This is a genomic window from Saccharothrix sp. HUAS TT1 (assembly GCF_040744945.1).
In the GTDB taxonomy this organism is placed as follows: Bacteria; Actinomycetota; Actinomycetes; order Mycobacteriales; family Pseudonocardiaceae; genus Actinosynnema.
In genome coordinates this window covers 6,803,513-6,828,051 of the sequence record NZ_CP160453.1, presented here as the reverse complement: position 1 = coordinate 6,828,051, position 24,539 = coordinate 6,803,513, and the positions used below count along the sequence as shown (strand labels likewise).

Annotated in this window: 24 protein-coding genes; 14 read left to right on the top strand and 10 right to left on the bottom strand. The window is 74.1% G+C overall.

Annotated elements, in window-relative coordinates:
* Positions 1–21: 21 nt before the first annotated feature.
* The 5 genes from AB0F89_RS30540 to AB0F89_RS30520 all read left to right on the top strand — a co-directional run bounded on the left by AB0F89_RS30540 (position 22) and on the right by AB0F89_RS30520 (position 7,293).
* Positions 22–252, top strand: coding sequence for a 4-oxalocrotonate tautomerase family protein (locus tag AB0F89_RS30540; RefSeq protein WP_367129105.1), 231 nt, complete (start codon positions 22–24; stop codon positions 250–252).
* A 92-nt stretch (positions 253–344) separates the two neighbouring features.
* Positions 345–2,597, top strand: a complete 2,253-nt coding sequence (locus AB0F89_RS30535; RefSeq protein ID WP_367129104.1) for a glycoside hydrolase family 97 catalytic domain-containing protein — start codon at positions 345–347, stop codon at positions 2,595–2,597.
* 143 nt (positions 2,598–2,740) lie between these two features.
* Positions 2,741–3,772, top strand: coding sequence for a hypothetical protein (locus tag AB0F89_RS30530; RefSeq protein WP_367129103.1), 1,032 nt, complete (start codon positions 2,741–2,743; stop codon positions 3,770–3,772).
* 12 nt (positions 3,773–3,784) lie between these two features.
* Positions 3,785–6,499 (top strand): hypothetical protein, encoded by a 2,715-nt coding sequence (locus tag AB0F89_RS30525; RefSeq protein WP_367129102.1) that lies wholly within the window; start codon positions 3,785–3,787, stop codon positions 6,497–6,499.
* The gene (locus AB0F89_RS30520) at positions 6,496–7,293 is read left to right on the top strand and encodes a hypothetical protein (RefSeq protein WP_367129101.1); all 798 of its coding nucleotides are present in this window, start codon (positions 6,496–6,498) and stop codon (positions 7,291–7,293) included. The genes AB0F89_RS30525 and AB0F89_RS30520 overlap by 4 nt, the downstream gene beginning before the upstream one ends.
* Positions 7,294–7,305: 12 nt before the next feature.
* On the opposite strand, the gene AB0F89_RS30515 is transcribed toward AB0F89_RS30520, so the two are convergent.
* From AB0F89_RS30515 to AB0F89_RS30500, 4 genes are all read right to left on the bottom strand, one after another.
* Positions 7,306–7,635 carry a DUF6204 family protein gene (locus tag AB0F89_RS30515; RefSeq protein ID WP_367129100.1) on the bottom strand — a complete coding sequence of 110 codons (330 nt, stop codon included), beginning with the start codon at positions 7,633–7,635 and terminating at the stop codon, positions 7,306–7,308.
* Between the two features lie 92 nt (positions 7,636–7,727).
* On the bottom strand, positions 7,728–8,333 hold the full coding sequence (locus tag AB0F89_RS30510; protein WP_367129099.1) for an MBL fold metallo-hydrolase: 606 nt from the start codon (positions 8,331–8,333) through the stop codon (positions 7,728–7,730).
* On the bottom strand, positions 8,333–9,418 hold the full coding sequence (locus AB0F89_RS30505; RefSeq protein ID WP_367129098.1) for an S-(hydroxymethyl)mycothiol dehydrogenase: 1,086 nt from the start codon (positions 9,416–9,418) through the stop codon (positions 8,333–8,335). The genes AB0F89_RS30510 and AB0F89_RS30505 overlap by 1 nt, the downstream gene beginning before the upstream one ends.
* Before the next feature lie 167 nt (positions 9,419–9,585).
* Complete coding sequence (locus AB0F89_RS30500) at positions 9,586–10,374, bottom strand: MOSC domain-containing protein (protein WP_367129096.1); 789 nt, start codon at positions 10,372–10,374, stop codon at positions 9,586–9,588.
* 209 nt (positions 10,375–10,583) lie between these two features.
* Between AB0F89_RS30500 and AB0F89_RS30495 the strand changes: the two genes are divergently transcribed.
* Positions 10,584–11,792 carry a PP2C family protein-serine/threonine phosphatase gene (locus AB0F89_RS30495; protein ID WP_367129095.1) on the top strand — a complete coding sequence of 403 codons (1,209 nt, stop codon included), beginning with the start codon at positions 10,584–10,586 and terminating at the stop codon, positions 11,790–11,792.
* 7 nt (positions 11,793–11,799) lie between these two features.
* On the opposite strand, the gene AB0F89_RS30490 is transcribed toward AB0F89_RS30495, so the two are convergent.
* Entirely contained in the window at positions 11,800–12,696 is an 897-nt protein-coding gene (locus tag AB0F89_RS30490) for a LysR substrate-binding domain-containing protein (protein ID WP_367129094.1), read from the bottom strand.
* A gap of 85 nt (positions 12,697–12,781) precedes the next feature.
* On the opposite strand from AB0F89_RS30490, the gene AB0F89_RS30485 reads away from it, so the two are divergent.
* From AB0F89_RS30485 to AB0F89_RS30475, 3 genes are read left to right on the top strand one after another with little or no spacing between them, the layout of a single operon-like run.
* Positions 12,782–13,993, top strand: a complete 1,212-nt coding sequence (locus AB0F89_RS30485) for an acetyl-CoA C-acyltransferase (RefSeq protein WP_367129093.1) — start codon at positions 12,782–12,784, stop codon at positions 13,991–13,993.
* Positions 13,990–14,646: a 3-oxoacid CoA-transferase subunit A gene (locus AB0F89_RS30480; protein ID WP_367129092.1), complete on the top strand. Its 657-nt coding sequence runs from the start codon at positions 13,990–13,992 to the stop codon at positions 14,644–14,646. Before AB0F89_RS30485 ends, AB0F89_RS30480 begins: the two co-directional genes overlap by 4 nt.
* Positions 14,643–15,302: a 3-oxoacid CoA-transferase subunit B gene (locus AB0F89_RS30475; RefSeq protein WP_367129091.1), complete on the top strand. Its 660-nt coding sequence runs from the start codon at positions 14,643–14,645 to the stop codon at positions 15,300–15,302. The genes AB0F89_RS30480 and AB0F89_RS30475 overlap by 4 nt, the downstream gene beginning before the upstream one ends.
* Positions 15,303–15,377: 75 nt before the next feature.
* Here the strand turns inward: AB0F89_RS30475 and AB0F89_RS30470 are convergent, their stop codons facing one another.
* Together AB0F89_RS30470 and AB0F89_RS30465 are read right to left on the bottom strand one after the other, a co-directional pair.
* The gene (locus AB0F89_RS30470; protein ID WP_367129090.1) at positions 15,378–15,650 is read right to left on the bottom strand and encodes a GlsB/YeaQ/YmgE family stress response membrane protein; all 273 of its coding nucleotides are present in this window, start codon (positions 15,648–15,650) and stop codon (positions 15,378–15,380) included.
* A 133-nt stretch (positions 15,651–15,783) separates the two neighbouring features.
* The gene (locus AB0F89_RS30465; protein ID WP_367129089.1) at positions 15,784–16,299 is read right to left on the bottom strand and encodes a hypothetical protein; all 516 of its coding nucleotides are present in this window, start codon (positions 16,297–16,299) and stop codon (positions 15,784–15,786) included.
* Positions 16,300–16,911: 612 nt separating this feature from the next.
* Here AB0F89_RS30465 and AB0F89_RS30460 point away from each other — a divergent pair.
* The 4 genes from AB0F89_RS30460 to AB0F89_RS30445 all read left to right on the top strand — a co-directional run bounded on the left by AB0F89_RS30460 (position 16,912) and on the right by AB0F89_RS30445 (position 20,779).
* Positions 16,912–17,361: a hypothetical protein gene (locus tag AB0F89_RS30460; RefSeq protein WP_367129088.1), complete on the top strand. Its 450-nt coding sequence runs from the start codon at positions 16,912–16,914 to the stop codon at positions 17,359–17,361.
* Positions 17,362–17,408: 47 nt separating this feature from the next.
* Positions 17,409–19,370, top strand: a complete 1,962-nt coding sequence (locus AB0F89_RS30455; RefSeq protein ID WP_367129087.1) for a sensor histidine kinase — start codon at positions 17,409–17,411, stop codon at positions 19,368–19,370.
* 61 nt (positions 19,371–19,431) lie between these two features.
* On the top strand, positions 19,432–20,100 hold the full coding sequence (locus AB0F89_RS30450; protein ID WP_367129086.1) for a response regulator: 669 nt from the start codon (positions 19,432–19,434) through the stop codon (positions 20,098–20,100).
* Between the two features lie 64 nt (positions 20,101–20,164).
* Positions 20,165–20,779 carry a hypothetical protein gene (locus AB0F89_RS30445; RefSeq protein WP_367129085.1) on the top strand — a complete coding sequence of 205 codons (615 nt, stop codon included), beginning with the start codon at positions 20,165–20,167 and terminating at the stop codon, positions 20,777–20,779.
* Here AB0F89_RS30445 and AB0F89_RS30440 read toward each other — a convergent pair.
* From AB0F89_RS30440 to AB0F89_RS30430, 3 genes are all read right to left on the bottom strand, one after another.
* Entirely contained in the window at positions 20,776–21,048 is a 273-nt protein-coding gene (locus AB0F89_RS30440) for a zinc-ribbon domain-containing protein (protein WP_367129084.1), read from the bottom strand. The genes AB0F89_RS30445 and AB0F89_RS30440 overlap by 4 nt on opposite strands.
* Before the next feature lie 138 nt (positions 21,049–21,186).
* Positions 21,187–21,450, bottom strand: a complete 264-nt coding sequence (locus tag AB0F89_RS30435; protein WP_367139053.1) for a hypothetical protein — start codon at positions 21,448–21,450, stop codon at positions 21,187–21,189.
* 26 nt (positions 21,451–21,476) lie between these two features.
* The gene (locus AB0F89_RS30430; RefSeq protein ID WP_367129083.1) at positions 21,477–22,901 is read right to left on the bottom strand and encodes an acyl-CoA carboxylase subunit beta; all 1,425 of its coding nucleotides are present in this window, start codon (positions 22,899–22,901) and stop codon (positions 21,477–21,479) included.
* A gap of 285 nt (positions 22,902–23,186) precedes the next feature.
* On the opposite strand from AB0F89_RS30430, the gene ccrA reads away from it, so the two are divergent.
* Positions 23,187–24,539, top strand: a complete 1,353-nt coding sequence (ccrA, locus tag AB0F89_RS30425) for a crotonyl-CoA carboxylase/reductase (RefSeq protein WP_367129082.1) — start codon at positions 23,187–23,189, stop codon at positions 24,537–24,539.

Below are 24,539 nucleotides of genomic sequence, written 5' to 3'. Positions count from 1 at the left end.
GGGGAAACCGCAATGCCTGTCGTGACCATCCAGGTGACCAGAGAGGGCTCCACGCCGGACGCGTCGTCCGTGACCGAGGCGGAGAAGGCCGCGCTCATCAGCGGGGTCAGCGAGGTGCTGCTCGACGTGCTGGGCAAGCCGCTCGACTCGACGTTCGTGATCATCGAGGAGGTGGAGTCGGCGAACTGGGGCTGGGGCGGCCTGCCGGTGGAGCGGTTCCGCGAGCAGCGGAGGCGTGACCAGGCCGGGTGAGGACGGGCGAAGTCGCCACCTGTACGGATCGGGTCGACTGGTTGTACCGTGCGTGACGGGCCGCCACCCTCCGCAGCAAGGGGGCGTTCGCCATGACCTGGAAGCGCAAGCTCCGCGTGATCGGGGCCGGTGCCGTCGCGTTGTCCGTGCTCGGGAGCCTGGTCGGGGTCGCCCGGGCCGCGCCGGGGAGTTGGACGTCGGTCCAGCCGGGCGTCGGTTCCGGCGGGTGCGACGGGGTGCGGGCCACGGTGGCGCTGGACGCCGCGGGCAGCCTCACGCTGGGCGCCACGTGGGAGTGCCGGACCGCCCTGCTGCCCGCGCCGATCGGGTTGGCGACCGCGGCCGCGGACTTCACGTCCGGGTTGGCGTTCGTCGAACGCGTCGACACGCCGGTGTCGTACAGCTACTCCGTGGTCGCCGGGAAGTCGAGGAACCGGTCGCGGACGGCCACCGAGACCCGGCTGGTGTTCGCCAAGGGCGCCGGCCGGTTCACGGTCGTGGTGCGCACCTCGCGGGACGGGGTCGCCCTGCGGTACGAGCTGCCCGGCAGCGCCACCGTGTTGCGGGAGGCCACGTCCTTCGAGGTGCCGGGTGACGCCGTGGTGTCGCTGGCGCCGTTCGGCGTCAACCACGAGAACAACCACGTCACGTCCACCGCGTCGGCCGTCGCCGACGGCGAGTACGACATGAGCGTGTTCGCGCAGCACCCCAACGGCGCGCGGGTGCTGCTCGCCGAGTCCGGTGTGGACGGTGGGTACTCCGGCGGCCGGTTCACGCACGCGCGCGGCGGCGGGCGGTTCGCGGTGAAGCTGGCCGACGCGCAGGTGGCGCGGACCGGCGCGTTCGCGACGGCGTGGCGCACGGCGGCGATCGGCACCACGGCGGCGGTCGTGGAGTCCACGCTCGTGGACGACGTGGCGCCCGCGTCGAAGGTCGCCGACACGTCGTGGGTCCGGCCGGGCGTCGCGGCCTGGCCGTGGCTCGACGGCTTCCACGACACGCAGCGCAACCTGCCGAAGCTCAAGCAGTGGGCCGACTACGCCTCGTCCCAGGGGTGGCCGTACCTGCTGGTGGACGACGGCTGGAAGGGCGTCACGTGGATGCCCGAGCTGGTCGCCCACGCGCGGGCCCGCGGGGTGGGCATCATGCTCTGGTACCACTGGCAGGACCTCGACACCGAGGCCGAGCGGGACGCGGAGTTCGGCCGCATCACCGGGTGGGGCGTGGTGGGCGTGAAGATGGACTTCATGGACTCCGAGACCCGCGCCCGGCACCAGTGGTACGACGCGGCGCTGGCGAGCACCGCCCGGTACCGGCTGATGGTCGACCTGCACGGCTCGCGGCTGCCGGTCGGCGTGCACCGGACGTGGCCGCACGTGCTGACCACGGAGGACGTGCGCGGCGAGGAGTACCCCGGCGGGCGCACGATCGACCACGTGGTGGCGATCCCGTTCACCCGCGGCGCGCTCGGCCCGGCGGACTACTCGCCGATGAGCTTCCAGCAGGGCAACCCGAACAGCGACGCCGCGGAACTCGCGCTGGGCGTGCTCTACGAGAGCGGCATCATGCTGCCGGGCGGCCGGGTCAGCGACTACCAGGCGCGGCCCGAGGCGCAGCGCTGGATGCGGCTGCTGCCGACCACGTGGGACGAGACGCGGTTCGTCTCCGGCGACCCGGCCACGGGGGCGGTCGTGGCGCGCCGCGACGGCGACCGGTGGTTCGTCGGCGCGGTGCGCAAGGGCGCGGCGGGCACGACCTCCTACCCCACCTCGTTCCTCGGGTCGGGCACGTGGCACGCCGAGATCACCGCGGACGGCCCGTCCGGCCTGGTCCGCACCAGCCGGGTGGTCCAGGCGGGCGAGGTGTTGAGCGTGGCGTCGGCCGCCAACGGCGGTCACGTCGTGAAGCTCACCCGCGCCGTCACCGCGCCGACCGGCGCCCGCGTGCTCACCAACACCGGCACCGGGTTCGTGGTGGACGTGCACGACGCGGGCGCGGCCGACGAGGTGGCGGTGATCGGCTGGCCGGCCAACGGCGGCGCGAACCAGCGCTTCACCCTGCTCCCGCTGGGCGACGGCTACGTGCGCCTGGTGAACCAGAACAGCGGCAAGGACGTCGTCGTGCACGGCGCGTCGCGCGACGCGGGCGGCAAGGTGGTCCAGTACTCCTACGAGCCGGGCGCGAACACCAACGACGAGTGGCTGCTCGAAGACGCGGGCAGTGGCCGCTACCGGTTGGCCAACCGCTTCAGCGGCCTGTACCTGACCGTGCCCGCGGCGCAGGGCGCCCAGTTGGAGCAGCGGCCGCACGACGGCGGCGCCCGGCAGACGTTCACGATCAGCTGATGCCCGCCGCGACCGGGGCGAGTAGTCGGATCAGGTGGGAAGTGCGGCCGAATGGAGGTCTCTGCGTCATATGACGCACTCGCCGTGGAGCGCTGCCGGTAGAACGACGGGACATCGGCGGACCACGGGCGAGGGAGGTTGCCATGGCGGGGCGCCAGGGGCACGCGGTGCACCGGTCGGTGGTCGTGGTGGACGTGGCCGGGTTCGGCGACCCGGCCCGGACGCTGCCGCACCAGGTCACCGCCCGCAAGGGGCTGTACGCGGTGGTGGCGGGGGCGTTCGAGGCGGCCGGGGTGCCGTGGGAGGCGTGCTACCACGAGGACCGCGGCGACGGCGCGGTGGTGCTGGTGCCGCCGGAGTTCCCGAAGTCGTCGTTGGTGGAAGTGCTGCCCGAGGCGCTGGTGCGGGCCGTGCGCGGGCACAACAACACCAGCCACGAGTCGGCCCGGCTCCGGCTGCGGGTGGCGGTGCACGCGGGTGAGGTGGTGTTCGACGGGCACGGCATCACCTCGACCTCGTTGACCACCGCGTTCCGGCTGGTCGACGCGCCGCCGTTCAAGCGGGCGCTGGCGGACTCGCCGGGCGTGGTCGCGGTGATCGTGTCGCGGGCGGTGTTCGACGAGGTGGTGCGGCACTCGGCGGTGCTGGACCCGGCGACCTTCCGGCCGGTCGAGGTGGCGGTCAAGGAGGTCCGGGAGACGGCGTGGGTCGCGCTGCCCGACCACCCCTGGCCGGCCGCGCCGCCACCGGACCCGGACGAGACCGAGGTGGAGCTGGCCGGGCGGTTGGTGGAGGCCATGGCGAGCGGTCGCGCCGACCTGGCGGAGGACGTGGCGGCCCTGCTCCGGCGGGCCGGCGCGACCAGGGGGGACCGGGTGGCCGCCGAGGTCGACCGGTCCACCGCCCGCCTGCGGGCCGCCCGCGGGTCCGACCGGGAGCGGGAGGTGACCCGGCAGGAAGCCGCCTGGGAGGTGATCCTGCGCGACCTGCTCGCCGACCACCCCGAGGCCGCGGCGGAACTGCGCGCGCTCGCGGCACGGGGCCGGAACCCGGCGTCGGGGGCGCCTGTGGTGACGACGTACCGGCAGGACGTGGCGGGCGGCGCGGCCGGCGCGCAGGGACCCGGCGCCACCGCGATCGTCAACAATCACCACGCGCCGAACCCGACGCCGTGATCGGAGGCCGTCGTGCCCGAGGACCACTACGAGCAGCACGTGGCGCCGGGGGCGGCCGGGGCCGCCGGGCCGAACGCGACCGCCACGGTGCACAACCACTACGGCACGCGCCGGCACACCCTGGAGGACTTCCCCGAACCCGCCACGGCGGCCGGCACGTGGCTGATGGCGCAGCCGAGCCGGCTGCTGGACGTGCGCGCCCACGTGGTGGACTTCCTCGGCCGCGAGGAGGAGCTGGAGCGGTTGCGCGCCTGGCGCGACGGCGACACCCCCTGGTCCGCGCTGCTGCTGCACGCCCCCGGCGGGCAGGGCAAGTCCCGGCTGGCCGCGGAGTTCGCCGCCCACTCGCGTGACGCGGGCCTGCCCGCCGCACGGCGGTGGCGGGTGGTGCAGGCGCGCCTGGACGCCGGGCCGGACGTGCGGGCCGTCACCGAGGCCGCACCGGTAGGGCCGGGGGTCGTCGTGATCGTCGACTACGCCGACCGGTGGGCGCACAGCGAGCTGGAGCGCCTGCTGTCCGACCCCGTGCTCACCCGGTCGCGGCGGACCCGGGTCCTGCTCATCGGGCGGACGGTGCGGTGGTTCGCGGCGCTGCGGGCCGTCCTGGCCGACCGGCGCGCCGAGGCGGGCGACCTGCCGCTGGCGCCCCTGGCGCGGGACCGGACCGCCATGTTCGCCGCCGCCCGGGACCGGTTCGGCGCGCCCGACCTCTACGACCTGCCCGACCCCGGCGCGGTGCCCGTGCCCGCGGGCCTGGCCGACCACCCGGACTTCGGGCTGACGCTGACGGTGCACATGGCGGCGCTGGTCGCGGTGGACGCCCACCGCCGGGGCGCCAGGGCGCCGACCACGCCGCACGAGCTGTCGGCCTACCTGCTCGACCGCGAGCACCAGGCGTGGCAACGGCTGTTCGACGCCGCGCGGCAGGGTCAGGACTACACCACCCGGCCGTCCGTCATGGCCAAGACCGTGTTCACGGCGGTGCTCACCGGCGCGGTCGCCCACCGGGACGGGATCGCGGCGCTGCGGCTCCTGGAGCTGCCGGGGCACCCGCAGGACCTGCTGCTCGACCACCGCTTCTGCTACCCGCCCACCGATCGCGGCCTGGTGCTGGAGCCCCTGTACCCCGACCGGCTGGCGGAGGACTTCCTCGCGCTGCTGATCCCCGGGCACGACGTCAGCGCCTACGACCCGGACCCGTGGGCCGGCGACGTGCCCGCCGCCCTGGTGGGGGAGCCCGGCGCGCTGCGCGCGACCGTGGCCGCCCGTGCCGTGACGTTCCTGGCCTCGGCGGCGGAGCGGTGGCCGCACATCGGCGACCGGACGCTGTACCCGCTGCTCCGCCTCGACCCGGGCCTCGCGGTCGAGGCGGGCAGCGCCGCCCTGGCCGCGCTGGCCGCCATCCCCGGCCTGCCGCCGGACATCTTCACCGCCGTGGACGGCCACCTGCCGCTGGACCGGCACGTCGACCTCGACGTCGGCGCCGCCGCGATCGCCGACGTCATCGTCCCCTACCTGCTCGACCACGCCACCGACCCCGACATGAGGGCGAAGCTCCACGGCCACTACAGCAACAGGTTGGACGGGGCCGGGAGGCGCCGTGAGGCCCTTGACCACTCGCTGCGCGCCGTCGCGCTGCTCGAAGGGCTCGTCACCACCGATCGCGCGACGCACCTGCCGTCCCTCGCCCTGCTCCTCGGCAACCACGCCACGCGGCTGGCCGACGTCGGGCGGTTCGACGAGGCCGCGACCACGTCGCGCCGCGCGGTCGACCTCTACGACGAGCTGGCCGCGGCCGACCCGGCCTGGCTGCCCGGACTCGCCCTGGTGGTGGGCAACCACGCGAACCGCCTGGCCGCGCTGGGGCAGCACCAGGACGCCGTGGCGCACTCCCTGCGCGCGCTCCGCCTGCACGAAGCCCTGGTGGCGGAGGACCGCGCCACCCACCTCCGCGGCCTCGCGCCGGTGGTGCGCAACCACTCGCAACGGCTGGCGGAGTCACAACGGCCCGAGGAAGCGCTGGCGTTCTCGCAACGCGCGGTGGACCTCTACGCGGAACTGGCCGCGACCGACCGGAGCGCGTTCCTCCCCGACCTGGCGACCGCTGTGGGCACCCACGCGCAGCGGTTGGGCGGACTGGGCCGGCGCGACGAGGCACTGGAGTGGTCCCGGAGGGCCCTGGAGCTGGCCGAGGAACTGGCCGCCGCCAACCGGGAGGCCCACCTGCCCCGCCTGGCGGCTGCCACCGAGCACCGCGCGACCACCCTGCTCCTGAGCGGGCGGCTCGACGAAGCGCTGGTGGTGTCGGAACGCGCGGTCGGGCTCGTCGGCGAACTGGTCGAGGCCAACCGCGCCGCCCACTCCTCCGGGTGGACGAGGGCCCTCGTCACCCACGCCGTGCGGCTCGCCACGGGCAGGCGGCAGGACGAAGCGCTGCGGTACTCGCACCGCGCGGTCGAGTCGGCCGAGGACGGCGCCCGCGCCGACCTGGCCGGCGCGCTGTGGGGCTACGCCGTGGTGCGGGACCTGCTGTCCGCCGACCTGGAGAACGCCGCGCTCGCGGGCAGCCGGGCACTCGCCCTCTACCGGGAGCTGGCCGCGACGGAGCCCGAGACGTTCGCCGTTCCCCTGCGCACCGCCGCGACAACGCTCGGCAAGGTGCTCCGCGCGCTCGGGCGTGAACCGGAAGCCGGTCTGCTGCGCCACGAATTCGGAGGAGTGGGATGAAGGGCAACCCGATCCGGCCGGCCTGGCTCGTCTGGCCGCTCCTGGCCGTGGTGCTGGTGGGGTGCGGTCGGCGGAACGGGCCCGACCGCGACGACGCGCCGGCCCACGGCTCGGCGTCGGTCAGCGCCACCGACGACGCCGAGGAGCCGTTCGACCTCGGGGAACTGCCCGTGCCCGACTTCGACCCCGACTCCGCTCCCGAGGTCGACAGCGAGGTCGACAGCGACCCGGGCAGCGAGGAGACCGGGGCGGCGCCGGTGCCCGAGCCCGAGCCGGTGCCCGAGCCGGAACCGACCGACCCGGTGGAGGACGCGTTCCGGGCGGTCCAGCCGGGGGTGTGCCTGCCGGTGTACCGGGTCGGCAGCGACTGGACACCTTCCGTCCCGCCCGCCCCGGTGCCCTGCGACAGCTACCTGGCCGGGGTCTTCCGGGTGACCTCCACCGGCAGCGCGTCGTGCCCGACGGGCGTCGGGGAGGACGGGTGGAGCCACCACTCGGCCATCACCGGCAACACCACGACCCTGTGCCTCGACCGCGTGTGGGTGCGGGACCACTGCGTGCTCGCCGTGTGGTCCGGGGACAGCGGTTCGACCATCGGGACTTCCACAGCGGTGGACTGCCACGCCACCCGGGTTCCCGTCCCGTACAACAAGGTGCTCATCATCGCCGCCGTGTACCGCGCGCCACCCGGCGCCGGTGCCGAGCACTGCCGCACCGGTCCCCACGACGCGCGCCGGTACTGGTCGCTGGTGGCCAACGGCGGCAACACCCTGGTGTGCTTCACCGACGTCTGACGAGCCCGGGGACTACCGGGGGCGGCGGACCTTGATCAGGTCCACGTCGGTGGCGGAGGCGCGCATGTCGCGGAAGTCCACGCCGAACTCCTCGACGGCGCGGGACGCGAGGGCCAGCGCGCGGTCGCACACGGCCCGGTCGGTGGCCTCCACCTCGGCGCGCAGCTGCACGCGGAAGCTGAAGAAGTCCAAGGACTTGTCGTAGGACAGCGCGCCCCGCTCGGAGAAGCCGTTGGTGAGCACCCCGTGCCGCTCGACCTCGGCCAGCAGCCGCGCGCGGCCGGCGTCGTCGAGGTCGGTGAACCTGCCGCGCACCATGACCCGGTAGGTGTGCTCCACCACGTGCCGTCCCCCGCTCGTCCGTTGGTGGGTGCATCGTGGGACACCGGCCGGGCGGACCGCAATCGACTTAACCGGCCGCGCCCGCGCCCCGATCAGCGGAGGGCCGCTGCCTCGGCCCCGATCGTGGTGTCCGCGCCGTGGCCGGTGTGGACGACGGTGTCGGGCGGCAGGACCAGCAGCCGCGTGGTGATCGAGCGGACGATGGTCCCGTGGTCGGAGTGGGACCGGCCGGTGGCGCCGGGGCCGCCCTGGAACAGGGTGTCGCCGGTGAACACCGCGTTGAGGTCCGGGACGTGGAAGCAGCACGCGCCGGGGGCGTGGCCCGGTGTGTGCAGGACGTGCAGCTCCGTGCCCGCGACCTCGACCACCTGCCCGTCGGCCAGCTCGCCGTCCGGCTCGCGGTCGGGGTGGGTGAGGTCCCACAGCACCAGGTCGTCGGGGTGCAGCAGGACGGGCGCGCCGGTGGCGTCGGCCAGGGCGGGCGCGACGCGGACGTGGTCGTCGTGGGCGTGGGTGGCGAGGATCGCCCGCACCGCGCGGCCCGCCACGACCTCCAGGATGGCGTCGACGTCGTGGGGCGCGTCGATGACGACGCACTCGGCGTCGTCGCCGATCACCCAGACGTTGTTGTCGACGTCGAAGGTCTGCCCGTCGAGGCTGAACGTGCCGCTGGTCGTGGTGTGGTCGACGCGGGCCATCAGAACAGCACCACCGAGCGCAGCACGTCGCCGTGGTGCATCTTGGCGAACGCCCCCTCGACCTGGTCGAGCGCGATGGTCTCGGTGACGAACGCGTCGAGGTCCAGCCGGCCCTGCCGGTGCAGGTCGATCAGGTACGGGAAGTCGCGGGACGGCAGGCAGTCGCCGTACCAGGAGGACTTGAGCGCGCCGCCGTGCGAGAACAGGTCGATCAGCGGCATCTCCAGCCGCATCTCCGGGGTCGGCACGCCGACCAGCACGACGGTGCCGGCCAGGTCGCGGGCGTAGAACGCCTGCTGCCAGGTCTCCGGCCGGCCCACCGCGTCGATCACGACGTCGGCGCCGAAACCGCCGGTCAGCTCCTTCACCCTGGCGACCACGTCGTCGGACCCGGCGTCCACGGTGTGCGTCGCGCCCAGGCCGCGGGCCCACTCCAGCTTCCGCGGGTCGAGGTCGATCGCGATGATCGTGGTCGCGCCGGCGATCCGCGCGCCCGCGACGGCCGCCGAGCCGACGCCGCCGCAGCCGATGACGGCGACGCTGTCGCCGCGACCGACGTTGCCCGTGTTGACCGCGGCCCCGAAACCGGCCATCACGCCGCAGCCGAGCAGCCCGGCGACGGCGGGGGAGGCGTTCGGGTCGACCTTGGTGCACTGGCCCGCGTGCACGAGGGTCTTCTCGGCGAACGCGCCGATGCCCAGCGCGGGCGAGAGCGGCGTGCCGTCGGCGAGCGTCATGGGCTGGGACGCGTTGTGGGTGTTGAAGCAGTACCAGGGCTTGCCCTTGCGGCAGGCCCGGCAGGCGCCGCACACGGCGCGCCAGTTCAGCACCACGAAGTCGCCCGGCGCGACGTCGGTGACGCCCTCGCCGACCTGCTCCACGACCCCGGCGGCCTCGTGGCCGAGCAGGAACGGGAACTCGTCGTTGATGCCGCCCTCCCGGTAGTGCAGGTCGGTGTGGCACACGCCGCACGCCTGCACCCGCACCACCGCCTCGCCCGGTCCGGGGTCGGGGACGACCACGTCCACCACCTCGACCGGGGCGCCCTTGCCCCTGGCCACCACACCGCGAACCGTCTGAGCCACGAAGATCCTCCACACCGCGGGCACACCTGCTCCTGCCACCGTAGAGGCAGTCCGGCGGGATGACACCTCGGTCGGGCCGGGGCCCCGGCCCCGAGGGCGGGCGCGGTGCCGGCCCACCGCGTGGCGCACCGCCGGACGTCGAGGTGCCGGGAAGGCGCTCGGCGTCGTCACCGCCACGCGGTGACGGTGACCTCGTCGCCCACGGCGACGTGGCCGGGGGCGAGCACGGCCGCCTTCAGGCCGAAGCTCACGCCGCCGGGTTCGCGGCGGTAGTCGGCCAGGGTGCGCAGCGGCTCCGGGCCGACGCGCACCCCGGTCGTCTGGTCCACCAGGGTGACCGCGCAGCGGATGGCCCGCTCGCCGAAGCCGACCTCGACGCCGCCGACCGCCATCCGGGCCACCCGGTCCTCGGTGTGCGGCTCGGGCCAGCCGCTGATCACGACGTTGGGCCGGAACCGGTCCATCGGCACCGGCTCCGCGCCGCGCGCCGCGATCCGCGCGTTCAGGTCTTCCAGCGTGGACAGCGAGAGGACCAGCAGCGCGGTCGGGTCGGACCCGCCGCGGGCCCGGTTCGCCCGCGCGGGCTCGCGGACCAGGCGAACGGGCTTGCGGATCGCGTCGGACAGCCACCCCGCCACCTCGTCGCCCTGGTCGACCCCGGACCCCGGCCACTTCTCCACCGCCACCGGTCGGCCCGGCCCGTCCTCGGTCACGTCCAGCACCAGCTCACCGGCGCCGGGCGCGCTCAGCGCCAGCTTCGCCCCCGAGTCCAGCAACCGCGCCCGGACCGCGGCCAGCCGGGGCGCCTCGCCCTGCCAGACGATCCCGCCGTCCGGCCCGACCGGCGCGAACAGCCGGTCGTCGGGCAGGCCGGTCGTGGTGACCTCGGCCCGTTCCACGGCGACCCCGCCACAACCCTTGACCGGGTACGACACGAGCGCGGAAACAGTTGCCACGCGGTCAAAGTACTCGGGACCGGCCCGCCTGATCGCGGTTTCCGAGACGCCGATCGTCGCCCGGCCCGGCGCGGCGGGTGGAGTTGGTTCGTTCGGCGCACTACCGTTGCGGGGTAGGCTGGTGTTTTCGGACGTCGGCTGTGTGGCACCCGTGGGTATTCGTGCCGTCCACTCCGCGTGAACGGTCGGGGCTTGGACGGGGTTGGCGGATGAGCGGTGCGCGGAGCGCGGAGACGCGGCTGCGGGTGTTGGAGGCGGTCACCGACAGCACGCTGCGCGAACTGGACCTCGACAAGCTCTTCGAGGTGCTGTTGTGGCAGGTCAAGGACCTGTTGGTGGTGGACACCGCCACCGTCCTGCTGTCCGACCCCAGCGGTGAGCACCTGGTGGCCAAGGCGACCTACGGCCTGGAGGAAGAGGTCTTCCAGGGCACCCGCATCCCGGTGGGCACCGGCTTCGCCGGCCGGGTGGCCCGGCTGCGCGAACCCGTGAAGCTCGACCACGTGGACGAGTCGACGGTGATCAACCCCCTGCTGTGGGAGCGGGGGCTGCGCGCCATGCTGGGCGTGCCGATGGTGGCCCAGGGCGACCTGGTCGGCGTCCTGCACGTCGGCAGCACCACGGCCCGCCGGTTCGGCGACGAGGAGGTCGAGCTGCTGCGGCTGGTGGCCGACCGGCTCGCGATGGCGGCGCACGTGCACCGGTCGCGGTCCGAGCGCGCGGCCGCCGCCACGCTCCAGGACAGCCTGCTGCCCGGGCGCCTGCCCACCGCTCCGGGTTGGGAGGTGGCGGCCCGGTACGTCCCCGGCACCGACAGCGGGGTCGGCGGCGACTGGTACGACGTGTTCACCCTGCCCGGCGACCGCATCGGCCTGGTCATCGGCGACGTGGTGGGCAACGGGCTGCCGGCCGCGATCGTCATGGGACGGCTGCGCAGCGCGCTGCGCGCCTACGCCCTGGAGTTCGCCGACCCGGCGGACGTGCTCGGCAAGCTCGACCGCAAGGCCAGCCACTTCGAGGCGCACACCATGGCCACGGTCGCCTACGCGGTCATCGACAGGACGACGTCGCGGATGGACCTGGCGCTGGCCGGCCACCTGCCGCCCGTGCTCGCCCTGCCCGACCGGGGGACCGCGTTCGTCGACGCCCCGCTCGGCCCGCCGATCGGCTACGACCTCGGCATCACCGGCCGCCGGGCCACCCGCGTCGACCTGCCGCCCGGCGCGCTGGTCGCGCTGTACACCGACGGGCTGGTGGAGCGCCGGGGACTGGACCTGGACGAGCAGCTGGAGATGCTGCGGCAGGCGGTGGCCCCGGTCACGCCGGAAGCGGCCTGCGTCCGGGTCATGGCCACCCTGGTCGGCGACCGGCCCGCCACCGACGACATCGCCCTGGTGGCGATCCGGCACACCCCCTGAGCCGTGCTCACGGGTCGGGCGCGTCCGACGTCGCGGTCCTGATGAGCCGCGCGACCCGCTCGACGGCAGGCGTGCCGCGCTCCGCCGAACGGGCCAGCAGCAGGTCGATGGTCACCGGAACGCGCAGCGGCACGTAGGACACGCCGCGCAGGCCCAGGCTGCGGACCGGTTCGGGCACCAGCGCCACGCCGACGCCCGCCGCGACGAGGACGGCGAGGGTCGCGGTCTCACCGACCTCGCGCACCTTCGGCTCGAAGCCCGCGCGCGAGCACGCGTCCAGCACGCAGCGGTGCATCGCCGACCGCTCGCCCGACGGGTGGACCACGAACGTCTCCCGCGCGAGGTCGGCGAGGTCCACGTCCCGCTGCCCGGCCCGCGGGTGCGTCTCGGGCAGGACGGCCACGAGGTGTTCCGAGCGGAGCCGGTCGTGGGCGATCGAGGGGCGGTCGTGGGCGGACGGCCGCACGAGCGCCAGGTCGTACTCGCCCGCTTCGAGCCCGCCGAGCAGTTCGGGGGTGAGCAGTTCGCCGCGCACGCGCAGGTCGATACCGGGGTGGCGGGTGCGGACGAGGTGGGAGAGGCGGGGCAGCACGTCGTAGGTCGCCGTGCCGACGAAGCCGACCGACACCCGGCCCGTCGAGCCGCCGGCGAGCGCGGCCATCTCGTCCACGGCGCGGTCGACGGCGTCCGCGATCCGGCGGGCGTGCTCGGCGAACCGCTCGCCCGCCTCGGTGACCTCGACCCGCCGGGTCGAGCGCTCGAACAGCCGCGCGCCCAGTTCGGCCTCCAGCTGCTTGACCTGCTGGGAGAGCGCCGGCTGGGCGATGTGGCAGCGCGCGGCGGCCCGGCCGAAGTGCCGCTCCTCGACCAGGGCGAGGAAGTACCGGACCGTCCGCAGTTCCATGAAGGCCGATCTTATCGGCCTGGCTTATCAGTTGATAGGAACCGAGACTTGGACACGATCGTTCCGAGTGCCTACGGTCGGGCGCATGACCGACTCGTTCCTGTACGCGGCAGCGCGGACCCCCTTCGGGCGGTTCGGCGGCGCGCTCGCCGAGCACCGGCCGGACGACCTGGCCGCGACGGCGCTCCTGGCGGTCCTGGACAAGGCGCCGTCCCTGGACCGGGCCCGGATCGGGGACGTGGTCTGGGGGTGCGCCAACCAGGCCGGCGAGGACAACCGCAACGTCGGGCGGATGGCGGTGCTGCTGGCCGGGCTGCCGGTCTCGGTGCCCGCCACGACGGTGAACCGGCTGTGCGGCTCGTCGCTGGACGCGGCCATGGCGGCGTCCCGCGCGGTCGAGTCCGGTGACGCCGACGTGGTGGTCGCGGGCGGGGTCGAGTCGATGACCAGGGCGCCCTGGGTGCTGCCCAAGCCGTCGCGGGCGTTCCCGGTGGGCGACCTCGCCGCGCCCTCCACCACGCTGGGCTGGCGGCTGGTGAACGACCGGATGCCCGCGGAGTGGACCACCGGGCTGGGGGAGTGCAACGAGCTGTTGGCCGAGGAGTTCGGCGTCGACCGCGAGCGGCAGGACGAGTTCGCCGCCCGCTCCCACCGCACCGCGCACGCGGCGTGGGAGGCCGGGTTCTACGACGACCTGGTCGTTCCCGTCACCGGTTCGGCCGGTGAGGTGACCCGCGACGAGGGTATCCGGCCGGGGTCGACCGCCGAGGGGCTGGCGAAGCTCAAGCCGTCCTTCCGGTCCGGCGGCACGATCACCGCCGGCAACGCCTCGCCGCTCAACGACGGCGCCGCCGCCCTGCTCATCGGGAGCGGGACCGCCCCGCTCGGGATCGACCCGCTGGCCCGGATCGCCGGTCGGGGCGCGTTCGCGCTGGACCCGCGGCGCTTCGGGTACGCGCCGGTCGAAGCGGCCGACCTCGCCCTGGCGCGGGCGGGCGTCACCTGGGACCAGGTCGGCGCGGTGGAGCTGAACGAGGCGTTCGCCGTGCAGTCGGTCGTGTGCGTGGACGCCTGGCTCCGCCGGGGCCTGACCGATCCGGAGGTCGTCAACGCCAAGGGCGGCGCCATCGCGATCGGCCACCCCCTGGGCGCTTCCGGCGCGCGGGTCCTCGGGACCCTGGCGCACCGGTTGCGCGAGACCGGCGACCGGTGGGGCGTCGCGGCGATCTGCATCGGCGTCGGGCAGGGGCTGGCGGTCGTGCTGGAGAACGTCTCCGCGCGAGGCGCCGGCCGATGACCACGATCTGCGGCTCCGCGGCCGAGGCCGTCTCGGGGATCGAGGACGGCAGCACGGTGCTGGTCGGCGGCTTCGGCTTGGCGGGGATGCCGGTCGCGCTCGTCGAGGCCCTGATCGACCAGGGCGCCACCGACCTCACGGTCGTCTCCAACAACGCGGGCAACGGTGACACCGGGCTCGCCGCCCTGCTCGCCGCGCGCCGGGTCCGCAAGGTGGTGTGCTCGTTCCCCCGGCAGTCCGACTCGTGGGTCTTCGACGGCCTGTACCGGGCGGGCGAGATCGAGCTGGAGCTGGTGCCCCAGGGCAACCTCGCCGAGCGGATGCGCGCGGCGGGGGCGGGGATCGGCGCGTTCTACTGCCCCACCGGCGTCGGCACGCCGTTGGCGGAGGGCAAGGAGACGCGGGAGATCAACGGCCGCACCCACGTCCTGGAGCACCCCATCGCCGGTGACGTGGCGCTGATCGCCGCGCACCGCGCGGACCGGATGGGCAACCTCGTCTACCGCCGGACCGCCCGCAACTTCGGCCCGGTCATGGCCACCGCCGCGACCACGACGATCGCGCAGGTCCGCGAGATCGTCGAGATCGGCGAGCTGGACCCGGAAACCGTCGTGACGCCGGGCATCTACGTCAACAGGGTGGTGGCCGCATGAGCCTGGACGGCACGGGTGAACCGCTGACCGAGCACCAGTTGGCCGCCCTGGTGGCCCGCGACATCCCGCCGGGCTCGTTCGTCAACCTCGGCATCGGCCGGCCGACGCTGGTCGCCGACCACCTGCCGCCCGGCTCGGGGATCGTGCTGCACACCGAGAACGGCATGTTGAACATGGGACCGGCCGCCGTCGGCGACGAGGTCGACCCCGACCTGATCAACGCCGGGAAGGTCCCGGTCACCGAACTGCCGGGCGCGGCCTACTTCCACCACGCCGACTCGTTCGCGATGATGCGCGGCGGTCACCTCGACGTCTGCGTCATGGGCGCGTTCCAGGTCTCGGCCACCGGCGACCTGGCCAACTGGCACACCGGCGCCCCGGACGCGGTGCCGGCGGTCGGTGGCGCGATGGACCTGGCGACCGGCGCCAAGCAGGTGTTCGTGATGATGACCCTGTTCGGCCGGGACGGCACGCCGAAGCTGGTGCCCGAGTGCACCTATCCGCTGACCGGCCTGGCCTGCGTGTCCCGCGTCTACACCGAACTGGCCACCTTCGACCTCGGGCCCGGCGGCGTGGTGGTGCGCGAGACGTTCGGGATCGGCTTCGAACGGCTGGCCGAGCGGCTGGTCGTGCCGCTGCGCCGCCCGCCGGCCTGAGCCCGGGGTGACCGGGCACGCGCACGCGTCGGCCCGCCGGGGGGACCGGCGGGCCGAGTGACGTAGTGGTGTGCGTCAGCTGTGTGCGCGGTGGCCCCGCTTGGTGACGACGTGGTAGATGCCGAGCACGACCAGCGAGCCGAGGATGGCCAGCAGCCAGGTGCTCAGGTCGAAGAAGCTGCCGATGTCGGAGCCGAAGATCGCGCGGCCGATGAAACCACCGATGATCGCGCCGACGATGCCCAGCAGCATGGTGATGACGATGCCGCCGGGGTCCTTGCCCGGCATGATGGCCTTGGCGATGGCGCCGGCGATCAGGCCCAGAACGATCCAACCCAGGATGCCCACAGTCAGTGCTTCCTTGTCCTCGTGCCACGCCGTCTCCTGCGACGCGGCGTGATCGTTACGAGGACCGGGTGCCCACCTAGCGCGGATTTCACACCTGTGGCGGGCGCTCTGCGGCGTTGATCACTGGAGGGTTTCAGGGCGAGCAGGTCCGCTCCGCCCGACGCGACCACCGGTTGACCCGCGTCAGGTACAGCCGACGGGTCAGCGGTCCGCCGGCCGCGGCGACGAGGTCGGCCGCCCGCGGGCGGACACCGAGGCGCAGCAGCGAGCGCAGGTGCGCGACCCGCGTCCGCACCGGATCGCCACCCCGCTGGAACCGCCGCCACTCGCGCGCCCGTGTGAGGTCGTCCGCCCCCGCGAGCCGCACGGCGAACGCCAAGCGCGCGCGGCGCACCGGCGCCGAGGCGTCCGGGTCCTCCCGGTCGAACCGCCGGTTGACCGGGTCGGCGCAGAACCGGTGCTCCGGCCACGTTCCCGTGGACGGCGGCGTCGTCGCGACGACGAGGGGCGCGGCCGGGTGGGTGGTCGGCCACCGGGGGTCGACGGCCAGCCCGCACCACCAGCACAGCGCTCCCGGGTCGACCTCCGTCGGCGCCGCCCCCTGCCGGCGGCCGGAGGCGGAAGTCGTGATGTGGACGGCGAACTCCATGCCTCGCAAGCTACCTCCGGCCGACCGGCCGGGCAGCCGGGATGATCACGGCGCGCCGGAAGTTCGGCAGAGGTGATCGGCTCCACTGGTCACCCACCGTCCACCTCGGACCGCTCGTCCCCGCTGAGCACTCGTCCGCCGCACCGGTCACCGGGTCCCGGGACCGCCGCGGCCGGTCGGCCGGCGACGCGGACGGCAATCCCGCCGAGTGGCGCGCCGCAATTCACCGTTTCCGGAGAAGTCCTCCCGGAGGGCGCTCGGAACGCCGCTGTTCTTCGCTGTGAAGGTGAAGCGGACTGCTGAGCAGTTCTCCGGCGTTCTGCGTCAACTGACCTTGTTCGTTGCTGTTTGCGCTGGTAATGGGCCTGCGGCAGGGTGCTTTCGCGGTTGCCAAGACGGTGGATCGTGGCCATCATGTGGCTGTATCGAGCCCCAGTGGTCCGGAGAGGTGCGCCGATTGCGGTGATCGGCGCACGCATTCACAACCCCTCGTCCGGACGTGTCGGATTCGCGTGTCGCGCCGCCCGGAAATCCGGGACGGCCGCCCCTGGTTCCCGGGACGCCGGGCTCGACAGGCTGCACGAGGACACCAGTGAACCGGAGGAAGAGTCGATGACCGCACCCACCGAAGACCGAGGACAGCTCTCGCACCCCGTCCTGGGGGACCTGGCCGAGTGGTACGGGGTGTTCCGCCTCTACGCGGCGCTCGCGCCGGTGGGCAACCCGCACTTCACCGGCGCCCACGCCACCGCCGCGCCGGTCGGCCCGGAACGCGTCGCCGAAGGGCTGGTCTGGTTCGAGTCCCGGTACGGGGCGCTGGTCGGGGCCGGGCTGCTGCCGGACCTGGAGACGATGCGCGCGGCGCTGAGCACCGCCAAGGGGGAGGTGGGCATCGAGGTGCACCGGCACTCGCACGTCGCGGGCGACGACGGCGGGACGGCCCTGCCCGTCGACGGGGCGGAGGTGCCGGGCGCGGTCGAGTTCGTCTACCGGGACGTGGTGGCGCACGACGAGGGATCGCCGTGCCACAACTTCTGGCACTGGCTCAACGGCACGTCGTGAGGTCGGGCGGGGGCGGGGTTCGCAGGCTCGGAGCGGGGGGACGTGTCGTGGAGAGAGCGTTGGAGGAGCGGGAGGAGCGGCGGCGCGGCCGGGTGGCGCTCCTCGCGCGGCTGCTCGCGGTCGGCGCGGTCGGCCTGGTCGCGGCGGCGGTGGCGCTGCGCGTCGGCGGGGCCGCCGCGCCGTCGCACCCGCACAGCTGGTTCATCGCCGTCGTGTACTGCCTGCTGGGGGAGCGGGTCGTCGCGCACGCCCAGCGCAACCCGGTGGGGTGGTGCCTGCTCGCGACGGGCGTGAGCGGCGCGCTGGCGGTCGGCGCGACCGTGCTGCCCGACCAGCGCTGGTTGGCGTGGGTCGGCGCGTGGGCGTGGTGGCCGACCTACTCGCTGCTGCCGGTCGTGCTCCTGCTGTTCCCCACGGGCCGCCCACCCGGTCGGCGCTGGTGGGCCGCCGTCGGGGTCGCGGCGCTCGGCGTGCTCCTGCCCGTCATCGGCATCGGGTGGGCGGCCTGGGGCGACCCGGCCTCGTTCTGGCAGCAGGTCTTCACCGGCACCGCGCGGAGGGGTGTGCCGGTGGCGGTGGCGGCGGTCGGGTTCGCCGCGTTCGTGGCGGCCCTGTGCGCCGCGATGGCGTCGCTGGTGGTCCGCGGGTGGAGGGCGCCACGAGGAGCCCAACGCCGCGGCGTGTGGTGGGTGCTGGCTGGTTCGGTCGTCTTCGTGCCCGCGCTGGGGCTGGAGCTGGCGTTCGGGGAGGCGTGGGGCGCCTGGCTGGCCGCGGCGGCGGCGTTCCCGGTGGCCGTGGTGATCGCGATCATGCGCTACGGCCTGTACGACATCGAGCTGATCCTGCACCGCACCCTGCTGTACGGGTTCCTGGGCGCGCTGCTGATCGGCGTGTACTCCGCCGTCGTCCTGGTCACCACGATGAAGGCGCCCACCGACGAGAACGTGATCGCCACCGTCGTGGTCGTCGCGTCGCTCGCGCCCCTGTACAAGGTGCTGCTGCGCGGGGTGAACCGCGCGCTGTACGGCGCGCGGTCCGATCCCTACGGGGCGCTGGTCGAACTCGGCCGCACGCTCGCGCACCCGATGCGCCGGCACGAGCTGCTGCCCGCCGTGGTGACGTGGGTCGGCAAGGGGTTGAAGCTGCCGTACGTGGCCGTGCACCTGGACCTGCCCGACTCCGAGCCGTCGGCCGTGCACGGCGCGGCGACCGGGTCGGCCAGGCACTCGGTGGTGCTCAAGCACCAGGGCCGCAGGATCGGGCTGCTCGTGGCCGAGGCCCGGTCGAGGGGCGAAGCGCTCGGCCGGCGGGACGTCAGGCTGCTGGAGGACATGGCGGGCCAGGCCGCCCCGGCGGTGCACTCGGCGCGGATGGCCCTGGCCCTGGACGAGGCCGACGCCCGGTTCGAGCGCGAGCGGCGGGAGGAGCTGCGCCGGATCGGCAACGACCTGCACGACTACATCGGACCGAGCGTGGTGGGCATCGGCAAGCAGATGGGCGTGGCGCTGCGGACGCTGGACCAGACCGGCTCCCGCGCCCGCGCGCTGATCGAGGAGGCCGTGGAGGACCTGGAAGCGCTCACCGGCACCGTGCGGCAGGTCGTGCGCAACGCCCGCGCGCTCGACCTCGGGCCGAACCTGGCCCAGGCGGTCCGCCGGCGCGCGGAGAGCTTCGCCGACGACGTGGAGGTGCACGTGACCGCGACCGGCAGGCTCGACGACGTGCCGCCCGCCGTGGCCCGGGCCGCGTTCCTCATCGCCGGTGAGGCGCTGCTCAACGTCGTCCGCCACGCGGAAGCCGCGCAGTGCCGGATCTCCTTGACGCGCAACGGTTCCGCCCTGGAGGTCAGCGTGGCCGACGACGGCCGGGGGATGCCCGAGGAACTGCCGTTCGGGATCGGGTTGGCGTCCATGAAGGAGCGCTGCACCGGGCTCGGTGGCGACTTCTCCGTCGACCACCTGGCGCCCGGCACCCGCATCACCGCCCTCATACCCTTCGAGATGACTTGAGCTGCGCGGGTGGCGCGGCGTCGGCGCAGCCGCCGCGTCGCGCACGCGCTGGGAGCGCTACATGACGCAGAGCGAGTACCGGGTGCTGCTGGTCGATGACCACCCGATCTTCCTCAAGGGGGTCCGGGGCGAGCTGGAGGGCGCCCCGGACATCGTCGTGGTGGGGGACGCCGGCAACGCCGAGGACGCCGTCGCGTCCGCCCAGCGGGAGCTGCCCGACGTGGTGGTCCTGGACCTCAGGATCCCGCTCGCCCCGGACGCCGACCCGGTGCTGTGCGGGGCCGCCGTGATCCGCCGCATCGCCGAGGTGGCGCCCGAGAGCAAGGTGCTGGTGCTGTCCATGCACGAGGAGCTGGAGCACGTCCTGGCGGCCGTGAAGGCCGGCGCGCACGGCTACCTCCGCAAGGAGGAGAAGGCCCTGGTTCAGGCGGTGCGCGCCGTCGCCGAGGGCAAGATGGTGTTCGACCCGCGCGTCGGGCGGGCCCTGCTGACCATGCCGGTGGCCGCCGCGGACGGCGAGCTGCCGCTGAACCTGACCCGGGCCGAGTACAAGACCCTGCGGCTGGCGGTCAGGGGCCTGACGAACACCCAGATCGCCGGCGAGATGCGACTAACCGCGAAGACCGTCGCCAACCGCGTGCTGGACATCCAGGGCAAGCTGCAGGTGCGCACCCGGCACGAGCTGGTGGAGAAGGCCAGGCAGCACGGCATCGGCGACTCCCCGGGGTGAACCCGGAAACGCGGGACGGCGCACTGCTTGTTCCCGGGAAACGGGGATGGGCAGGGTTTCCGGCATGGTGAACGCGACTGCACGACACCCGCTGTACCGCATCGCGCTCGGTGTGGACATGGAGGGCTCAACGGCCCGCGGCAACCGGGAGAAGGCGGCGCTGCGGCAGGTGATGTACGACGTCCTGCTGGACGCCATGGCGGCGCACGGCGTCGGCGAGGACGACATCGACCGGCTGGTGGACCTCGGTGACGGCGTGCTCGTGCTCATCCGGCCGTCGGACCGGTTGCCGAAGACGCTGCTGCTGGGTTCGGTGGTGCCCGAGCTGAGCGGCCTGCTGGCGCTGCACAACGCGCGCCGGCCGGACCTGCCGCTGCGCTTGCGGGCCGTGGTGCACGCGGGCGAGGTGCACTACGACGAGCGCGGCCAGTACGGCCAGCTGCTGGACGTCTCGTGCCGCCTGCTCGACGCGCCCCGGCTCAAGCTGGCGCTGCGGGAGACGGCCGAACCCCTGGTGCTCGTCGTCTCCGACGACCTGTACCGGGCCGTGGTCCACCACGGTTACGAGGGGATCGCGCCGTCGGCCTTCGCGCCGTACGTGAACGTGCAGATCGGGTCCGAGCCCAGGCAGGGCTGGGTGCACGTGCCGGACTCGTCCTCACCCCGCGGGCGGGACTAGTGCCACGTGGCGCCCTGCGACGGCCCGCGCTGGACGTCCGCCTGCCGGAGCAGCTGCGTCGCCTGGTCCTTGGCCAGCCGGTTGGTGAGGCCGCAGAACGTGCACTGCGTGGTGTACCTGGTCTTCACCGGGATCAGCGGGACGAAGAAGAGGGTGAACTTGGTGACCGCCCTGTGCAGGGGGTGCGCCGACCGGTTGCCGCACCGCGGGCACAGCAGGGCCAGCATCGCCAGGGCGAACACCTTGGTCCGCAAGCCGAAGATGATCACGCTGGCCGCCTTCCCGTCGACTCGTCCTGGTACCAGGGTCGCACAGGACGGCCTCCGCCGTGGTTCGCGGCGGAGGCCGCGCTCGGCGGTCCACTGTCGACGGTACTGTTCGGGGCGCGCGCTTCGCGTGCCGGCGTGTCAGCCGTCGTGCCGGCGGTGACCACCCACGCCCTCGTCGTCCGCCCCGTGCCAGAGCGCCGGGTCGTACGGGGTGTCCGGCACCACGACGACCTCGCGGTCCAGGTCACGAGCGGTGACGGGCAGGCTGGAAGCGGCTTCGTCGACGTCCGCGGCCAGGCGTTCGACGTCGCCGACCAGGCGGCGGACCGCCGGGTGGGCGGAGTGCCGGCGCAGGGCCGCGGTGTGGGTCCTGGCCTGTTCGACCAGGGCGCGCAGGGCGATGAGGTGGTGGCCGGTCACGGGTCGCCTCACAGGGGGATGTTGGAGTGGCCGCCCCGACCCGCGGGCGCGTCGGCCAGCGCCCCGGCCAGCCGGGCACGGGTCTGGCCGGGTGGGATGACCTCGTCCACGACGCCGAGCGCCAGGGCGCGGTCCACGCCGCCCGCGATGCGCTGGTGCTCCTCGACGAGCCGCGCCCGCAACGCCTCCCGCTCCGACTCCGCCACGGCGGCCAGCTTCTTGCGGTGCAGGATGCCGACGGCCGCTTCGGTGCCCATGACCGCCACCTCGGCGCCCGGCCAGGCGAAGACCGCCGTGGCGCCCAGCGAGCGGGAGTTCATGGCGATGTAGGCGCCGCCGTAGGACTTGCGCAGGATCAGCGTCACCCGCGGCACGGTCGACTCGGCGAAGGCGTGCAGCAGCTTCGCGCCGCGCCGGACCACGCCACCCCACTCCTGGCCGACGCCCGGCAGGTAGCCCGGCACGTCGACCAGCACCACCAGGGGCACGCCCAGGGAGTCGCACATCCGGACGAACCGGGCGGCCTTCTCGGCCGACAGCGAGTCCAGGCAACCGCCCTTGCGCAGCGGGTTGTTCGCGACCACGCCGACCGACCGGCCGCGCAGCCGGCCGAGGCCCACGACCACGTTCGGCGCCCACGTGGCCTGCAGCTCCTCGAACACGCCGTCGTCCAGCAGGCCGGTGACGACCGGGTGCACGTCGTAGGCGCGCCTGGCCGACTCCGGCAGCAGGGCGGCGAGGTCGTGGTCCGGCTCGGGCGTCGGGTCGACCGCGCCGGGGTGGGTGAAGAACCCGACCAGCCGGCGGACCCGCAGGTACGCCTCGGCCTCGGTGGGGACGACCAGGTGCGCCACCCCCGACTTGCGGCCGTGGGCGACCGGGCCGCCGAGGCCGTCCATGTCGATCACCTCGCCGGTCACCGAGCGCACCACCTCCGGCCCGGTCACGAACAGCCGCGCGTCCTCGGACATCACGACGACGTCGGTCAGGGCCGGCCCGTACGCGGCGGCGCCGGCGGCCGGGCCCAGGACCAGCGAGACCTGCGGCACCACGCCGGACGCCCGGGTCATGGCGGCGAACATGCGGCCGACGCCGTCCATCGACTCGACGCCGTCGGCGAGCTTCGCGCCGCCCGAGTGCCACAGCCCGATCACCGGCGCGCCCTCGACCACCGCGGTGTCGATCGCGGTCACGATGTGGCGGGCGCCCGCCGCGCCCAGCGCGCCGCCCATCCTGGTGGCGTCCGTGCAGTAGGCGATCACCGGCGCGCCGTCGACCCGGCCGCGCACCGCGGTCACCCCGCTGTCGTCCGGCGCGTGCAGGGGCGTCGCGGAACCGGGGTCCAAGAGGCGGCCCAGCCGCACGGCGGGTGCTCGGAAATCGGCCTGGAGGTCTGCTGATCCGGTCTGCGCGGCCAAGGTCTGCGCCGTCATCTGTCCCCCGGTCGTGACGCTGGTCAGGTGGTCCGTGCACCGGTCGCCCGGCGTTTCGGAATATGGCCGCCGGCGCGTGACGGCGGCAACCCCAGCACCACCCCGGACCGACCCCTGTGCCCCCCGACGACCCCGAACAGGGGCCGGAGAGGGGTGGTCGGCCCCGGGGGCCGTGGCTAGCTTCGGTGGCACCGATCCGCATCCGTGCTGACGCACCGGTGCGCCCCGACCGGCGGTCATCCGCCGCCGCGGGCTGATTGTGCTCCGGTAATCCGAGAGGCGGCTATGAGCTCACTGTCCGAAGTGTTGCTGCGCGGCGCGGCGCCCGAGGAGATCGCGCGCACGCCGGTGCCGGACGACTACGTGGCGGCGCACCTCCGCGTCGAGGACTGCGACATGTTCCGCGGTGTCGAGGACAAGGACGTGCGCAAGTCGCTGCGCGTCGGCCCGGTGCCGATGCCGGAACTGGCGCCGGACGAGGTGCTGGTCGCGGTGATGGCGAGCGCGGTCAACTACAACACCGTGTGGTCGGCGATGTTCGAGCCGATCCCGACGTTCCGCTTCCTCAAGCAGTTCGCCCGCCAGGGCGGCTGGGCGACCCGGCACGACCTGCCCCACCACGTGGTCGGCTCCGACGGCGCCGGAGTGGTGGCGCGGGTCGGCTCCGGGGTGCGGCACTGGAAGCCGGGTGACCACGTGGTGGTCAGCCCGGCCTACGTGGACGACCAGGAGCCCGCGACCCACGCCGACGGCATGATGGGCGCCGAGCAGCGCGCCTGGGGCTTCGAGACGAACTTCGGCGGCCTCGCCGAGTACGCGGTGGTGCGGGCGAGCCAGCTGATCCCCAAGCCCGGCCACCTGACGTGGGAGGAAGCCGCGACGAACCCGCTGTGCGCGGGCACCGCCTACCGGATGCTGGTGAGCGACCGCGGCGCCCGGATGAAGCAGGGCGACGTGGTGCTGATCTGGGGCGCGGCCGGCGGCCTGGGCGCGTACGCGGTCCAGTACGTGAAGAACGGCGGCGGCATCCCGGTCGGGGTCGTCGGCTCCGAGCGCAAGGCCGAGGTGCTGCGCAGGCTCGGCTGCGACATCGTGATCAACCGGGAGGAGTTCGGCCTGACCGACGACCTCGGCGACGACCCGGACCGGGTGGTCGAGGTCGGCAAGCGGCTGGGCTCGCTCATCCGCGACCGGGCCGGCCGCGACCCGGACATCGTCTTCGAGCACGTCGGCCGCGCCACGTTCGGCCTCTCGGTGTTCGTCGTCCGCCGCGGCGGCGTGGTGGTGACCTGCGGTTCCAGCACCGGCTACCAGCACGTCTACGACAACCGCTACCTGTGGATGAAGCTCAAGCGGGTGATCGGCAGCCACGTGGCGAACCTCCAGGAGCAGTGGGAGGCCAACCGGCTGGTGCAGAGCGGCCGGGTGGTGCCGACGCTGTCGGCGGTGTACCCGCTGTCCGAGGTCGCCGAGGCGACCCGCGTGGTGCAGGAGAACCGGCACATCGGGAAGGTCGCGGTGCTGTGCATGGCGCCGGAGCCGGGGCTCGGCGTCACCGACCCGGAGCTGCGGGCGCTGATCGGCGAGGACCGGCTGAACCCGTTGCGCGGCATGACACCCGCGCTGGGCGAGAGGTGA

Excerpts from the sequence above, each read along its gene's own strand:
- AB0F89_RS30495 (WP_367129095.1), top strand. The coding sequence starts at position 10,584 with ATGAGCGGTGCGCGGAGCGCGGAGACGCGGCTGCGGGTGTTGGAGGCG.
- AB0F89_RS30480 (WP_367129092.1), top strand. The coding sequence starts at position 13,990 with ATGACCACGATCTGCGGCTCCGCGGCCGAGGCCGTCTCGGGGATCGAG.
- ccrA (WP_367129082.1), top strand. The coding sequence starts at position 23,187 with ATGAGCTCACTGTCCGAAGTGTTGCTGCGCGGCGCGGCGCCCGAGGAG.
- AB0F89_RS30510 (WP_367129099.1), bottom strand. The coding sequence starts at position 8,333 with ATGGCCCGCGTCGACCACACCACGACCAGCGGCACGTTCAGCCTCGAC.
- AB0F89_RS30485 (WP_367129093.1), top strand. The coding sequence starts at position 12,782 with ATGACCGACTCGTTCCTGTACGCGGCAGCGCGGACCCCCTTCGGGCGG.
- AB0F89_RS30535 (WP_367129104.1), top strand. The coding sequence starts at position 345 with ATGACCTGGAAGCGCAAGCTCCGCGTGATCGGGGCCGGTGCCGTCGCG.
- AB0F89_RS30430 (WP_367129083.1), bottom strand. The coding sequence starts at position 22,901 with ATGACGGCGCAGACCTTGGCCGCGCAGACCGGATCAGCAGACCTCCAG.
- AB0F89_RS30465 (WP_367129089.1), bottom strand. The coding sequence starts at position 16,299 with ATGGAGTTCGCCGTCCACATCACGACTTCCGCCTCCGGCCGCCGGCAG.
- AB0F89_RS30460 (WP_367129088.1), top strand. The coding sequence starts at position 16,912 with ATGACCGCACCCACCGAAGACCGAGGACAGCTCTCGCACCCCGTCCTG.
- AB0F89_RS30445 (WP_367129085.1), top strand. The coding sequence starts at position 20,165 with ATGGTGAACGCGACTGCACGACACCCGCTGTACCGCATCGCGCTCGGT.
- AB0F89_RS30475 (WP_367129091.1), top strand. The coding sequence starts at position 14,643 with ATGAGCCTGGACGGCACGGGTGAACCGCTGACCGAGCACCAGTTGGCC.
- AB0F89_RS30530 (WP_367129103.1), top strand. The coding sequence starts at position 2,741 with ATGGCGGGGCGCCAGGGGCACGCGGTGCACCGGTCGGTGGTCGTGGTG.
- AB0F89_RS30450 (WP_367129086.1), top strand. The coding sequence starts at position 19,432 with ATGACGCAGAGCGAGTACCGGGTGCTGCTGGTCGATGACCACCCGATC.
- AB0F89_RS30520 (WP_367129101.1), top strand. The coding sequence starts at position 6,496 with ATGAAGGGCAACCCGATCCGGCCGGCCTGGCTCGTCTGGCCGCTCCTG.
- AB0F89_RS30490 (WP_367129094.1), bottom strand. The coding sequence starts at position 12,696 with ATGGAACTGCGGACGGTCCGGTACTTCCTCGCCCTGGTCGAGGAGCGG.